This is a genomic window from Providencia sp. LY12, assembly GCF_057621555.1.
The window spans coordinates 2,585,007-2,598,690 of sequence record NZ_CM172594.1 but is presented as its reverse complement, the minus strand read 5'-3'; the positions used below and the strand labels follow the sequence as shown (position 1 = coordinate 2,598,690).

At 40.8% G+C, this 13,684-nt stretch carries 12 protein-coding genes and 1 tRNA gene; 4 read left to right on the top strand and 9 right to left on the bottom strand.

Translation table 11 applies throughout. From position 1 onward, the window contains the following. Nucleotides 1–3: 3 nt before the first annotated feature. The 6 genes from tssC to ACY3ZI_RS12400 form a co-directional block, all read right to left on the bottom strand. Nucleotides 4–1,548 carry a type VI secretion system contractile sheath large subunit gene (gene tssC, locus ACY3ZI_RS12425; RefSeq protein WP_108477937.1) on the bottom strand — a complete coding sequence of 515 codons (1,545 nt, stop codon included), beginning with the start codon at nt 1,546–1,548 and terminating at the stop codon, nt 4–6. Nucleotides 1,549–1,567: 19 nt separating this feature from the next. Continuing rightward, complete coding sequence (gene tssB, locus ACY3ZI_RS12420; protein WP_036952987.1) at nt 1,568–2,065, bottom strand: type VI secretion system contractile sheath small subunit; 498 nt, start codon at nt 2,063–2,065, stop codon at nt 1,568–1,570. A 522-nt stretch (nt 2,066–2,587) separates the two neighbouring features. Then, nucleotides 2,588–3,130, bottom strand: a complete 543-nt coding sequence (locus ACY3ZI_RS12415) for a YcxB family protein (protein ID WP_211885976.1) — start codon at nt 3,128–3,130, stop codon at nt 2,588–2,590. A gap of 141 nt (nt 3,131–3,271) precedes the next feature. Next, nucleotides 3,272–3,348 (bottom strand) — tRNA-Pro (locus tag ACY3ZI_RS12410). Nucleotides 3,349–3,454: 106 nt separating this feature from the next. Beyond that, a complete protein-coding gene (gene yejM / locus ACY3ZI_RS12405) occupies nt 3,455–5,170 on the bottom strand; it encodes an LPS biosynthesis-modulating metalloenzyme YejM (RefSeq protein WP_211885974.1) in 1,716 nt (571 codons plus the stop codon). A 21-nt stretch (nt 5,171–5,191) separates the two neighbouring features. Continuing rightward, the gene (locus ACY3ZI_RS12400; RefSeq protein WP_108477939.1) at nt 5,192–5,419 is read right to left on the bottom strand and encodes a YejL family protein; all 228 of its coding nucleotides are present in this window, start codon (nt 5,417–5,419) and stop codon (nt 5,192–5,194) included. A 238-nt stretch (nt 5,420–5,657) separates the two neighbouring features. On the opposite strand from ACY3ZI_RS12400, the gene yejK reads away from it, so the two are divergent. After that, nucleotides 5,658–6,659, top strand: a complete 1,002-nt coding sequence (gene yejK, locus ACY3ZI_RS12395) for a nucleoid-associated protein YejK (protein WP_108477940.1) — start codon at nt 5,658–5,660, stop codon at nt 6,657–6,659. A gap of 126 nt (nt 6,660–6,785) precedes the next feature. Here yejK and rplY read toward each other — a convergent pair whose 3' ends face one another. Then, nucleotides 6,786–7,067, bottom strand: a complete 282-nt coding sequence (rplY, locus tag ACY3ZI_RS12390) for a 50S ribosomal protein L25 (RefSeq protein ID WP_006660420.1) — start codon at nt 7,065–7,067, stop codon at nt 6,786–6,788. Nucleotides 7,068–7,276: 209 nt separating this feature from the next. Beyond that, the gene (gene radD, locus ACY3ZI_RS12385) at nt 7,277–9,049 is read right to left on the bottom strand and encodes a DNA repair helicase RadD (RefSeq protein WP_211885972.1); all 1,773 of its coding nucleotides are present in this window, start codon (nt 9,047–9,049) and stop codon (nt 7,277–7,279) included. Nucleotides 9,050–9,271: 222 nt separating this feature from the next. Between radD and rsuA the strand changes: the two genes are divergently transcribed. From rsuA to ACY3ZI_RS12370, 3 genes are all read left to right on the top strand, one after another. After that, nucleotides 9,272–9,976 carry a 16S rRNA pseudouridine(516) synthase RsuA gene (gene rsuA / locus ACY3ZI_RS12380; RefSeq protein WP_036953000.1) on the top strand — a complete coding sequence of 235 codons (705 nt, stop codon included), beginning with the start codon at nt 9,272–9,274 and terminating at the stop codon, nt 9,974–9,976. A 24-nt stretch (nt 9,977–10,000) separates the two neighbouring features. Further along, the gene (locus ACY3ZI_RS12375) at nt 10,001–11,185 is read left to right on the top strand and encodes a Bcr/CflA family multidrug efflux MFS transporter (protein WP_036953002.1); all 1,185 of its coding nucleotides are present in this window, start codon (nt 10,001–10,003) and stop codon (nt 11,183–11,185) included. A 723-nt stretch (nt 11,186–11,908) separates the two neighbouring features. After that, nucleotides 11,909–12,250: a YejG family protein gene (locus ACY3ZI_RS12370; protein WP_036953005.1), complete on the top strand. Its 342-nt coding sequence runs from the start codon at nt 11,909–11,911 to the stop codon at nt 12,248–12,250. Nucleotides 12,251–12,382: 132 nt separating this feature from the next. On the opposite strand, the gene mepS is transcribed toward ACY3ZI_RS12370, so the two are convergent. Next, nucleotides 12,383–12,970, bottom strand: a complete 588-nt coding sequence (mepS, locus tag ACY3ZI_RS12365; protein WP_036953007.1) for a bifunctional murein DD-endopeptidase/murein LD-carboxypeptidase — start codon at nt 12,968–12,970, stop codon at nt 12,383–12,385. Between the last annotated feature and the right edge of the window lie 714 nt (nt 12,971–13,684).

Here is a 13,684-nt window from a genome sequence, read left to right as displayed (position 1 = left end):
CCGTTAGGCTTTAGCTTTAGGCATTTGAGAAACTAGCGATAAATCAACATCCATACCTTCGACTTGGAAGTGTGGAACGGCGTACAGTTTCACACGGAAGAAGCCTGGGTTATCTTCGATATCCTCAACAACCACTTTTGCATCACGTAGTGGGTGAGAAGCTTGTAAATCATCACCTGGATCGGTCATTTCAGTGACTAAGCCACGAACCCAGTTGTTGAGTTCTAATTCAAGTAAGCGTCTGTCTTTGGTGGTACCAATGTTTTCGCGTTGAATAAGCTTCAAGTAATGGGCGATACGAGACAGTAAGAAAATGTACGGTAAGCGGGCATTGATACGGCTGTTCGCGGTGGCATCAGCGGTATCGTATAACGCCGGTTTTTGCGCCGAGTTAGCCGAGAAGAAGCAGGAGTAATCACGGTTTTTGTAGTAAGACAGCGGGATAAATCCAAGATTGGCGAACTCAAATTCACGGGTCTCAGGGATCATCACTTCGGATGGAATTTTTACCTGGCTACCCGTACCTAAATCAAACAGGTGGATTGGGAGATCTTTAACGGCACCACCGGCTTGAGGTCCACGAATTTGTACGCACCAACCGTTGTTGATAAAACTTTTTACCATGTTGGCAGCAAAAGCAAAGGTGGCGTTGGTCCACAGGTATTTCTCGTGATCAGGACCTTTAACTTCTTCAACGTAGTTGAAGCTACGAACAGGCACGGTATCTGGTCCGTATGGTAGACGACCTAGCACGCGAGGCATCGTTAAGCCGATATATCGAGCATCATCAGAGTCACGGAATGATTTCCACTTGATGTACTCGGCGCGGTCAAAATAGTTGCCAATATCTTTGATTGCTGCGACTTCTTCCATCGTCTCTTTGCCGAAGAATTTTGGTCCCACAGAACCAATAAATGGCATATGTGCGGATGCTGAGACTTTGGAGATACTACGCAGTAAGGCGATATCTTGCGGGCTACGGTCAAATTCATAGTTGGAAATCATGGCTGCGATAGGTTCGCCGCCTGGAGTGTCATATTCCGCAATGTAGGTATGGTGATAAAGGCCGCTTTGAATGATTTCAGGGCTATCTTCGAAATCCTGACGTAAATCGTCTTTAGCAATATCTAACAGCTCAATTTTAACGTTTTGACGAAAATCAGTGCGGTCAACGAGGAATTTCAAGCCACGCCAAGTGGATTCAACTTTTTGGAAGTCTTGGTGGTGCATGACTTCATCCAGTTGTTGGCTGATTTGCTTATCAAGTTCAGCGATATGATGGTCAAGTAGGTTTCGGTCTAAACGCTCGACTTTTTGACCTGATGATTTTAAACGGTCTAAGAAGACTTGAACGGCGACAGTGACACGCTCATCAGCCGTTGCATCTGCCAAGGCGGCATTGTCTTGGAATGCGTTAATATCACTGATTGATGCGACTGGTGTTAAATTGATTTTTTCGAACAAAGAAGCGTAAACGCCTTGGTTTGAGGTGTCATCCAGCACAGTTGTTGCGCCTTGAGTTGATTCAGTTTTTACAGACATCAGCATAATCCTTTAATAATCCAAATTAATCTTTCTTCGGCGCTAGCTGTGCTAGTTCTTCACGAAGTTCATCACTGAGTTCTGGATCCTTAAGGATGTTTTCCAGTTCACGGCGGAACGTTGCGTTATCGAGGAGATTAGATTTCAGGTCACGCAGCAGATTGCGCATAGCTAACATTGCGCGCAGTTGAGGAATTTGACGGGCAACTTGCTCAGGCTCAAAATCTTTCATGTTTTTGAAAGAGAGGTTGATGCTTTCTTCACTTCCATCACCAGCAAGGGTGTTTTTCACCGTGAGGTTAATGGTCGGCGCAAATTCAGTGAGTACACTGTTAAAGTTATTTTTATTGATATTAACTTTTTCGCGCTCAGATAATGCTCGATTATCTTGTCCATTGCTGTAATCACCAACAGCTAATAATTTAAGTGGTAATTCCACTTTTTTCTGCGCACCACCCGTGTGCAAGTCTAATTTGATATTAACCCGAGCCTTCGGTACTTCATTTTGGAAGCTATCTGACATTTTAGGAGTCCTTTAGTGGTATTACTCGCTTTAAATATGAATTATTGGTAAATGAAATATATTCTTTAACTTTAATTTGGCTTAAATCAGTTTGCTATTTTATATAATTTTAAGATGGATAGATCAAGGTTTCTAATGGATTTGATTTTATGTTTGAGTGCGATACAACGTATTTTTACGTATGTAAACCTATTTAATTAATTAAAAATCATTTAAAATCAAAGTTGATGTATATTCACAATGAATGTGAGTGGATTTTTTGTGGGAAATTTTGATAGCGAAAATAGAGATTATTCTTAAGAAATTCAGAATATATAAATAATTCTACACATAAAGAGAGTGATATCGGACGATAATATAGACGAAATACTATTCGTGGAGTTATTTCTAATTTTTAATATAAATCGTTAATTAAAGCTAAAAATAAAGTGTAAAAAAATGTGTAGTGAATATAAATGCTTCGCAAAATTTAAAATAAAGCATAACGGATGATTATGCTAAATTAATTTAGTTTACTAAGATTTATTCTGGATTATTTAAAAAATAATTTTGTTGAGTGAGGTATTGCACAAACTTTAGATAGTTTTCGTGTGAATCAAACGCTCGTTTTGGGAAAATAAAGGCGCTAGTTCTATCAATAAATAGATAATGTGTGTCTCCATTTTGTTTTATAAAACCCATTGAATTCCAATTGTAGTGCCATAAACCATAAGCACTCTCAATGTGTAATCCATTCTCATCTGCCGTGAATGTTTTTGTGCAGAAAGTCGAGCTATCCGCATCAGGAATCGCTTTGTTCAATGTTTTAAACAAACGTATTGCAAAGATGGCATAAAGTAATATCGCCATCAGAACAGAGACAATGAATTGCCCCATATTAAGCTCGATATCAAAATGTTGGAGTAAGGTGAATACCCCTCCCATGATGGCAAAGAAAGCCAAATAGAGCAGAGTATAAGTGAGTAAGCTGCGGGTTTTGGGTAAAAAGTAGTTATTTTTATGGCAGTAGCGGCTAAAGGCGATAAACTCTTGGCGTGATAATGCAACTGTGACGGATAGCGACATGCTGTATAACTCAATAAAAGGTTAAAAGAATAGTGGCTATTATTCCGATAGCAATGCAATTTGGCTATCAGATAATGGTTAAAGAAAGGGAAACATTGAATAACAAAAAGCCAACCGAAAAGGCTGGCTTGAGTGAGAATTTGGTCGGCACGAGAGGATTTGAACCTCCGACCCCGGACACCCCATGACCGTGCGCTACCAAGCTGCGCTACGTGCCGATTAATGAATGCATGCCTTTACAACAAGGGCTTTAGGTAAAAATATACTACCCAAAACATTGACGAAATCAAGAGCAAACTCATATGACTGATTGAAATTTAAGCGCTAATTTTCATTGAAGCGTTTAAGTTCAGTAAAGATTTTCAGTAGCTCAGCAAGGTCTGGTTTGTCGTCAGTTTGCTCGTTACCTTGTGGGTCATAGATATTAAATTGCCCATTATGATCCATATACATGGTAGCGCTGTTGGTGGTAATGACGACATCGCTTTTATCGCCGGTGATCACCCACGGATAAGTGCGCTGCGCACTGAAGAGATCTTCACCTTGGCTGTAATCATCAGATGGGTTATTGACATGTAACACCCGCTGCATGAGGGTGGTCATTACATCTTGATGACTAGTTAGCTTATCAATTTGTTGCGCTGGAGTATTAGGCCAGTAGATAAATAACGGAACTTGCATACTGTCGCGGTTAAAGTGTTTTTTATTCACCCAGTCAGTATCTTGCGAACCGTTACTGTTGTAGTTTGCCGTGATCACCACAATGGTATTATTCAGCTTGTTCTGGCTCTTCAACGTCTCAATGACTTGACTGATTTGGCTATCCGTTTGATTACTTCCCGGCGCTCCCTTGATATTTAAGAAGGAGAACCAAGGAGAGCCATGCTTCACGTTATCTAGCCATAAATTCCACTGTGCAATAGTTTGTTTGTCATTGTCCGCTGCTTTTGTCGGCAAGGAGTAGTCAGACAAAATCGCTTGTCGGAATAATGGTGAGCTAAATCCATCAGTGGAGAATAAACCAAACTGATAGCCTTGATGCTGTAAAGCTTCAATCAGTACAGAAGGGTGGCGACCATTGAGAATGTTATCAATATAACTTGATGAGATACCGTAGAACAGCCCAAATAGGGCGGTGTCATTGCGTAACCCAGAAGTATAGTGATTGGTAAATTGGGAGCTGATATTTTTAAACTCTTTCAATGAGTTCATTTGGTTTTGCTGAGAAACATTACCTAAATCATCAACAACCAATAACAGTAAATTGTAACCCGTACCTTGGTCTTGGTAGCTAAGCGGCTTCAATGGATACTGAAGTTTCAGTGCAGTTGGGCTACCTTGCTGGAATACACGATTTTGATGTGCAGTTAGGTCGAGTAGACCATATTTATCAAGTAGCTTACGCGCTGTCATTGGTTGAGACAGCGGGTAATTATAGCGTTGCATCGTGATTGGGCGATAAAAATTGGCATCCGCCCACGCATACATTAAATGTGACATCACAAATGTTGCGATGAATAGACCTGCCAGCGGGCGCCCAAATGTTTGTCGGCTTAAGCTGCGTAGTTTTTGCCAGCTCCAGGTCGCAAATAGCATCTCAACCAGAAAAATAATGGGGATGCTGATGAACATCAATTGCCATTCGCGCGCCATTTCACCCTTGGCAGGGTTAATGACTAAATCCCATACCTGCGGGGTAAGGTGAAGACCAAATTGGCTAAAGACGCGAATATCAAAGAGTAATAAGGTAAGTCCCGCGGTGGCTAGCGCCACACAGATAACCCTCAACAATCGTTGGGACATAACGATAAAGGTCAGCGGAAAGATGATTAGCAAGTAAGTGGCGAACACCACAAAACTGAAATGACCCAACCAACTGACGAAGGCATAAGCGCGACCAGCGAAGGTATCTGGCCAGTCAAAAATAAACAGATAGCTGCTACTTAGCAAAAGGCAAAGTAGTATATTAAAAAGTGCAAACCAATGCCCCCAACCAATCATGTTGGAGACTTTATCACGGTAGCGCTGATGGGTGACCATGCTGTTTATTTATCAACCAAATTAGTGTGATTTATCTTCTTGTACAGAAGAAAGTAATGCATTGGCAAAGGACTCTGCAATCATTTTACGCTGAGCAGGGGCGACAGACGTATTCAGCAGATTGGTAACCATGTTACCGAGCACCATTAATGATAGATCAACGGGAGTATGGTTTTTTTCTAACACACTAACAAGGTCAGACAGTAAACCTTCAACTTTTTCATCACTATAGCGAGATGATTGTGGCATAAATTATGGCATCCTAAATTAATGAAAGCTCCATATGATAGCCCATTGTGGGTGACTTTTCTTCTTTCTTTAAACAAATTTTCGTTTAATTGATAATAATGTTTATTTAGATCACCGAAGTGGATAATAGTTCGCCACAAAAGTAATAAAAAAATGGCGGTTAACGGTTTCAGTTGCAGACAAATACTAACAGTGTTTGAATACGCGACATTATTTCTGCTAGCGAAAGGAGCCAACAATGAGTCTGGAAATTACCCAGATAGCGTTACACCAGTTGATTAAACGAGATGAGCAGACCTTAGAAGTCATGTTGCGTGATTCGTTATTGACGACAGACAATGTTGTGCAAGACATGATGGCAGAATTACATCGTGTATACAGTGCAAAAAGTAAGGCGTTTGGTGAGTTCAATGAAGAGAGTGAACTGGCTGAAGCGTTAACGTTACTGCGTAAGGGTGAAGAAGAGTTTTTAGGCTTTAGCCGCGCAATGACCGTACGTTTAAAAGATGAGCTGGCAAAATACCCGTTTGCTGAAGGCGGAATCGTTCTCTTCTGCCAATATCGTTACTTGGCAGTGGAATATCTCCTTATCGCTGTTCTGAATAGTTGCGACAGCATGTTTGTGACGGAATCCCTCGATTTGGGGACGACTCACTACTTAGATATTCCCCATGCGGATATTGTGGCGCGTATTGATTTGACTGAATGGGAAACCAATCCTGAATCGAAGCGTTATCTGACTTTCCTTAAAGGGCGAGTGGGGCGTAAAGTATCTGATTTCTTTATGGACTTTTTAGCTGCGTCTGAAGGTTTGAATGCGAAGGTACAGAATAAAGGGTTAGTCCAAGCATTGGATGATTTTTGTGATAATGCGCAAATGGATAAAAACACTCGCCAAGCCTATCGCCAGCAAGTTCACAGCTATTGCAGTGAGCAACTGCAATCAGGCGAAGAGATTGAGCTGAAGGAACTCTCAAAAGAGTTACCAATGGTGGAAGAGCAAAGCTTTGAAGATTTTACTCGCCAAAATGATTATCAACTGGAAGAGAGTTTTCCTGCTGATCGCGGTACGTTGAAGCAATTAACGAAATTTTCAGGCAGTGGTGGGGGTATTACGATTAGCTTTGACGCGATGTTAATGGGAGAACGTATTTTCTGGGATCCCGTGACGGACACATTGACTATCCGTGGTACACCGCCGAATCTGCGTGACCAGTTGCAACGTCGCGGTAATAAATAGTGAATGATGGATTCACTATCGAAATTTTTATGTTAGAAATCGTATGTTTGAAATAAATAACGCCGCAATTGCGGCGTTATTTACTCGGCGTCCCGAAAAAACTTTAAAGCTCGGCTATGGGCTTAATTAAGCGCGCAGGAAGTCAATGTGCGTCACTTTTGGCTTAAATGGGTGACGTTGAACAGCCTGAACTTTTACTTTAGTTTCTTTACCATCGATAACCAGAGTCAGAACTTCGTAAAATTCTGCTTTGCTTTCTTGGTTAATGATTTCATCGTGGTTCAGAGTAACAGAGATAGCTTCTTGGTTGCCACCGTAAACGATAGCTGGCAGTTGGTTAGCTCTGCGCAGGCGGCGGCTCGCACCCTTACCCTGCTCTTTACGTTCAATTGCATTGATAGTTAACATTACAATTTCTCTATAAAAGAAAAAATAAAAATCCTGCTACAGGCGACCCAGCAGCAGGTTCGAGATTTGGCCCTGTAACATCATTTCGCTAAGCGAGACATACAAAGGCGGGCGGCATTTTAACGAAAAAACGGTCAGCGGGCAATCATTAAGATCATTATCTTTCTGACTTGGCATGATTTATTCATCATTAATCGCGTCTTTTCTGCTTATCTTAACGATGCTGCAAGACGGAAACGCCCCTGATAATCAAAGATTTTCTCTCTAATCTCCCAGTAGTTTTCTTTTTTTCGCGCAACAATAAATTGTGGGTAACGTAATAAAGCTTGTTGTGAAATAATGTCGTTTGCATTATTCCAATGGAAAGGAACACCTGGGGCTCGATGATGTTCTCGCAAGAATCGGAATTCAAATGCGCGTTTTTGAGCTGGAGTGGTGAGTCGAAAGCGCTCAGACACCGACGTACCATCTTCATCATAGTAGGCAATTTTAAGCCATTCGCCTTTTGCATCCGAGCCTGACGTGAGTTCCATTCCCCCGCAGCGTAAGATTAGCGCATCTTTGAGTCGTAATGCGGCTTTAAGCATATCATCGGGGTCAGTAAGCACTTCTTGGCATTTATGGCAACGTCGTGCGGCAATGTCATTTTCAGCGCCACAATGGGGGCATTGCTTAAATCGAAAGCGGAACTCACATTGTTGTTTTCGTCCATGCTCATCTTCTTCCCACCCTTGGCAGCGACGCCCGTAGTGCTCGACAATTTGACCATCAGCGGTGCATTTCCCCCAAAAAACATTGGCAAACTGACACAGTGGACAGAAAACTTGGACTGGAACACTGGTGGAGTTGGGTTTGCTGCTACCCACTTCGGGGCGAAAGAGGTCGTGAGGATTTCCGGCATAGTCCAGAATTAGGCACTGTTTTTTTCCTTCACTCAAACGTAAGCCACGTCCAACGATTTGCTGATATAAGCTGACAGACTCTGTCGGGCGTAAGATGGCAATTACGTCTACGTGTGGCGCATCAAAACCAGTGGTCAGTACTGAAACGTTGACAAGATAATGTAATTGCTTGTTTTTAAATTGCTGAATGATGCTTTGGCGCTCGAGGGATGGTGTATCCGCGGTGACTAATGCCGCAGTATCTTGAGGTAAATAACTGAGGATCTCTTTAGCATGTTCAACCGTAGCGGCAAAAATCATGCAACCTTGTAATGGCGTTGCATACTCAATAATCTGCGCCACAATTTTTGGTGTAATGCGCTGCTGTTTTTTGAGGGATAAATTGAGTTCTTGCTCACTAAAAATTCCTGATTGGTTAACCGATACCTGACTAAAATCATATTGTAGCACTGGCATATCTAAGCGTTCAGGGGGAACCAAAAATTGGTTTTTGATCATGTAATGCAGCGGTAATTCATAGATACAATCACGGAAAAAACAGTGTTCATCACCTTTAACCATTCCGTGGTAGTGGTATTGGTAAATCCACCCATGGCCAAGGCGATAGGGCGTCGCGGTCAAGCCCAAAATGCGTAGTGCAGAGTTATGCTTTTGTAAGCTTAGGATAATTTGTTGATACTGACTTTCTTCGTTTAAGCTGATGCGATGACATTCATCGATGATCACCAAGGAGAATTTGTCGTCAAAGTGTTCAAGGTTACGCGCTACCGATTGTACGCTCCCAAAGACCACTTTACTGTGGGATTCCTTGCGATTGAGACCTGCTGCGAAGATATCTGCCTCTAGACCATAAGTCAGATATTTGGCGTGGTTTTGCTCAACTAACTCTTTGACATGCGCTAAAACTAATACGCGCCCACGAGCCAGCCTCGCTAATTCTGCGATCACTAAGCTTTTTCCTGCCCCTGTCGGGAGCACAATTACCGCTGGAGTAGTATGACGTCGGAAGTGCTGGATCGTCGCGTCAACGGCTTCTTGTTGGTAAGGGCGTAAAGTAAAACGGGATGAAGCTGTAGGCATATGAGTTAGTTTTTTCAAAAAAGTCAGATTATTAATGTTAAATTTAAGTTAAATCCGTGGCTAGGTCTAAATTTAAACGTTCCCTTTGCTGCGCTATCACTTGTAACAGGTTATTGGTATAATAAATTATGTGATAGTAATCACAGCAATCCATCTTTCTATCTTATGACAGCGCGGTGCTATTGTACCTCTCGCTGACATTCCATCAAGTTAAGAGAATCTATGCGACTGGATAAATTTTTGTCCCAGCAACTTGGGATAAGCCGGAGTTTGGTGGCGCGTGAGCTACGTGCCGGTAATGTCATGGTTGACGATGAAGTTGTAAAATCAGGTTCAATGCAGGTGGGTCTTGATAATGAAGTTGCCTATGATGGCAATGTGTTAGTGCAAGTCACAGGACCTCGCTATTTTATGCTCAATAAGCCTGAAGGCTATGTTTGCTCTACTGATGACCCAACGCACCCAACAATTCTCTATTTTATTGATGAGCCCGTCGCCCAAAAACTGCATGCAGCAGGTCGCTTGGATATTGATACGACAGGGTTAGTGTTATTAACGGATGACGGGCAATGGTCTCACCGCATTACCTCGCCAAAACATCATTGTGAGAAAACCTACCGAGTTCAACTGAGTGAAGATATTACCGACGATGTCGCTATTCAATTTGAACAAGGCGTCATGTTAAATGGTGAGAAATCACTCACGAAACCTGCTCAATTGGAGATTATTTCTCCACGTGACGTCCGGCTGACAATCAGTGAAGGGCGCTATCATCAAGTTAAGCGGATGTTTGCGGCCGTCGGAAATCATGTGTGTGGTTTGCATCGTGAGCGAGTCGGGGAAATTCGTTTAGATGAGCAGCTAGAGCCGGGTGAATACCGCCCACTGACTGAAGCAGAGATTGAGAGTATTACGGTTCCCCGTTAATGATGTCATAGCAGGAGTTAATAAGTGCAACAACAGCGTTCATCCTATTTGGGGCTGATTTTAATTTTAGGTTTGCTATCAATGCTAATGCCATTAGCGATTGATATGTATTTACCGAGTTTCCCTGCAATGACAGGTTACTTTAATGTAGATGAAGGGCGCATTCAGATGACCCTAAACAGCTACATTTTTGGTTTTGCAATTGGTCAGCTTTTTTATGGTCCGATGGCGGACAGTCTAGGACGTAAACCCGTAATTTTAGGTGGGGTGATTGTCTTTGCATTAGCCTCGGCGGCTTGTGCAGTTGCGGAATCGATCGATACATTTATCTGGTTGCGTTTCCTTCATGGATTTGCGGCAGCCGCAGCCAGCGTCGTGATCAACGCATTAATGCGCGACATGTTTACTAAAGATGAATTCTCCAGAAGCATGTCTTTCGTCGTATTGGTGATGACAATTGCACCGTTGATGGCACCTATCATGGGCGGCGAAATGATGCGCTGGTTCTCATGGCATGCCATTTTCTGGAGTATTGCAATTGCGGCTGTTATCGCTGTGGTGCTAGTCAGTTTATTTATCCGAGAAACACTACCCGTTGAAAGGCGACAAAAATTCCATATCGGAACCACATTACGCCAATTTGCGACGTTATTCAGAGCCCGCCAAGTGTTGTTCTATATTTTGGCCAGCTCATTTTCGTTTTCCGGTATGTTTTCTTTCTTGAATGCGGGGTCATTTGTCTATATCGACCTTAACGGAGTATCGCCTCAACATTTTGGCTATTACTTTGGCATCAATATTGTCTTCTTATTTATTATGACGACGATTAACGGCAAATTTGTAAGGCAATTTGGCGCTGAGCGAATGTTGTATTTCGGGATTATTGTTCAGTTCGTTATGGGAATATGGTTATTAACGACGACAGCATTGGGTATGGATTTCTGGACATTAGTGATCGGCGTCGCGATTTATGTGAGTGGGATTGCCATGATCACCTCAAACTCGATGGCAGTGATCCTCGATAATTATCCTCATATTGCAGGAACAGTGTCTTCACTTGCCGGCACAATTCGTTTTTCTATTGGTGCATTGGTGGGGACTTTGTTATCAATGATTCCTGCTAAAAATGCATGGCCGATGGTAGGCTCGATGGTAGGTTGTGTGGCTCTCTCCATGTTATTTGTGCTTTTAGCGAAAAGAGCAAAATAACATCTCCAATAGAATCAGTTTCAAGGATGAAGCTGATAAACTCATTAGTTTCCCTCAATTATTTATATCATGCTGATTTATCTCACCAATATATTATTCATAATACCTATGGATTAACCTACTCAACACTTCGATAAAACCGATTAATTTCATAATGAAATTAAAGTATTTATCAAAAAATGATCCATATCAATTATCTTAAGTGGAATGTTTGTTAAATTTCTGTTTTCGGTGAAAGGTGGAACTCATTTTCTAATGATCCGAAATAAGGTTATATGAGCTTAAAAAAGAGGTAATTGTTAATCCATTTAAGTGAAAATGTAAAAAATAAATTGATTTATTATGGTTTGTTTTGAGTGTTATTCTCAAAATTTGTTTAATAATTAACTTTTTTGTCAAAAAAATTCGTATGCAATGATGTATGTCACAAAAATTTAACGACATGCTACTTTTTTAATGTTATATTTAAGTTCTTGCTTTTAACATTCATGTTACTTTTTGATTGAGTTAAAAGTTCGGTTTGAACGAGGATTTCTTTAAGACATATGTAGCTCTATTCACTCTCTAATATAGAGAGAGGTACAAGGAAGAGGGACGTTGTCTCTTGGGGGAGTTTCAGTATCTAAAAGAATCGATATTCATTGAGTGAAATGTAAATTAAACGCCAATTTGGCTAGTCAATTTACTTGGCAAAATGATGACATGTTTTAATAGGAAATTTTTGTGGAAAAATTAGGTCTTTCGGTAGTGCACAGGCTGCCGCAAAGCTACCGCTGGTTATCGGGAAAAATAGGGACTGATGTTGAAGTTGTACCTATGAATGATATGAATAGCGATAAGCTAGTGGGGCTAAAATTGCTGAGCCACGACTGTGCAACAGATTGTATTGCAATGAAGCATTTATCTGAATCGTTATCGGAAATGCAGATCGATAACGCCATTTTAGAATGGCAAAAAGAGATGTGTTTATTTATCCGAGCGAGTGATGAGCTAACCGCAATGTGCCGTTTAAAAGCATCCGGTGTTGCTATCGCAGAAATGGCTTCTGGTTTCTATTGTGCTTAATGGCATTGAAACTATTTAATCTTAAGGTCGTCTTTATGATATACGACCCAATAAAAAAGCTTCCGGTTTAGAGCCTGGAAGCTTTTTTATTGGCAAGGTATCTATATGTTACTGCATTAATGTTTCTGGGTTCTATGAGCCATTAACCACACGGCGGCTTGCGTAATAACGCTTGCTCCAATAATCGTTAGTCATTTCAGAAACAATAACGCCATTGCTTGTAGAGGCGTGAACAAACTTATTGTCCCCAATATAAATCCCTACATGCTTCATCGTGCGACCTGTTTTAAACAGAACTAAGTCACCCGCTCTTAAATTATTGCGTTTTACACTTTTACCTGAAGACTCTTGTTCAGAGGTAGTACGTGGTAATTGCACGCCAAATTGTTCGAGGAAAGTACGTTGTACGAAGCTAGAACAGTCAACACCACTTTTCGTGGTTCCACCTAAACGGTAGCTTACGCCTTTCCAGCTTGCATATTGATCCATGATTTTGGATTTGGTATCAACACTTCTGACTAAATCTTCGAATTCATCTTGAGATGCCATTGCGAGTGAGTCATTCGATGTTGCATTTAACATACGAGCATCTGAAGATCTTGTGGTTGTCTGACCATTCTTCGACGTTTTCGGTGCCGTACATGCTGAAAGCGTTACGGCAATTGCGACTGCCGGAACAATGCGCCAGATATAGCGCTTAAATTTTTCAGAAGTTAACATTAATAGAATATCCCTTGCCATTTTATTTGTTGCCGTGTGGAAATTACACAACACACTTAAACTGATCCCTGTGAAAAACGCATTAAACGACTGAGTGTATTTTTCGCAGAAAGTGTTTATGTATCGAACAAATTATGCTCTAAATTAGCAGCTATCTTGTGCTCTAACACCTGTTGATTATAAAAAGATAATCAGAAGCTGCTAAAAATCGTACTTATTTTATATATTTGGCTGATGAATATTAGGTTCTTTAACCAAACATAAAGAATATACATAAACAAAGCTGAAATGGCGAGTTAATAGGGGCATAATTTACAAAACATTATATAAAACGAGAGATCCATCATTAACTTGCCTTCAGAATGCGAATAATCCAGTGTTTTTGCGCTCTTAGGAAGACCGTTTTCAAAGAAAACATGATCATAGTCACGTTTATTATCTAATATCTTTATAAAAACAGTGGTAATTTTTTAAATTTCAATCTGATTTGTAAAGAAGTTTAAATTTATATTGTTTGTCACTTAAATGTAAAAACAAATTGTCCGTATTAGATAGGTATATGTTGCGGATATTCTTACTACATTATCGTGTGTTTTTTATGCATTAAGCTTCCAATGAAGAGAGCTAAACAGTTATGTTCATTATTCGATGTTATGAAATTTTACTCTTTTAATAAGTGAAAGGAATTAAATAGATTAAAAATTTACTAAGAAA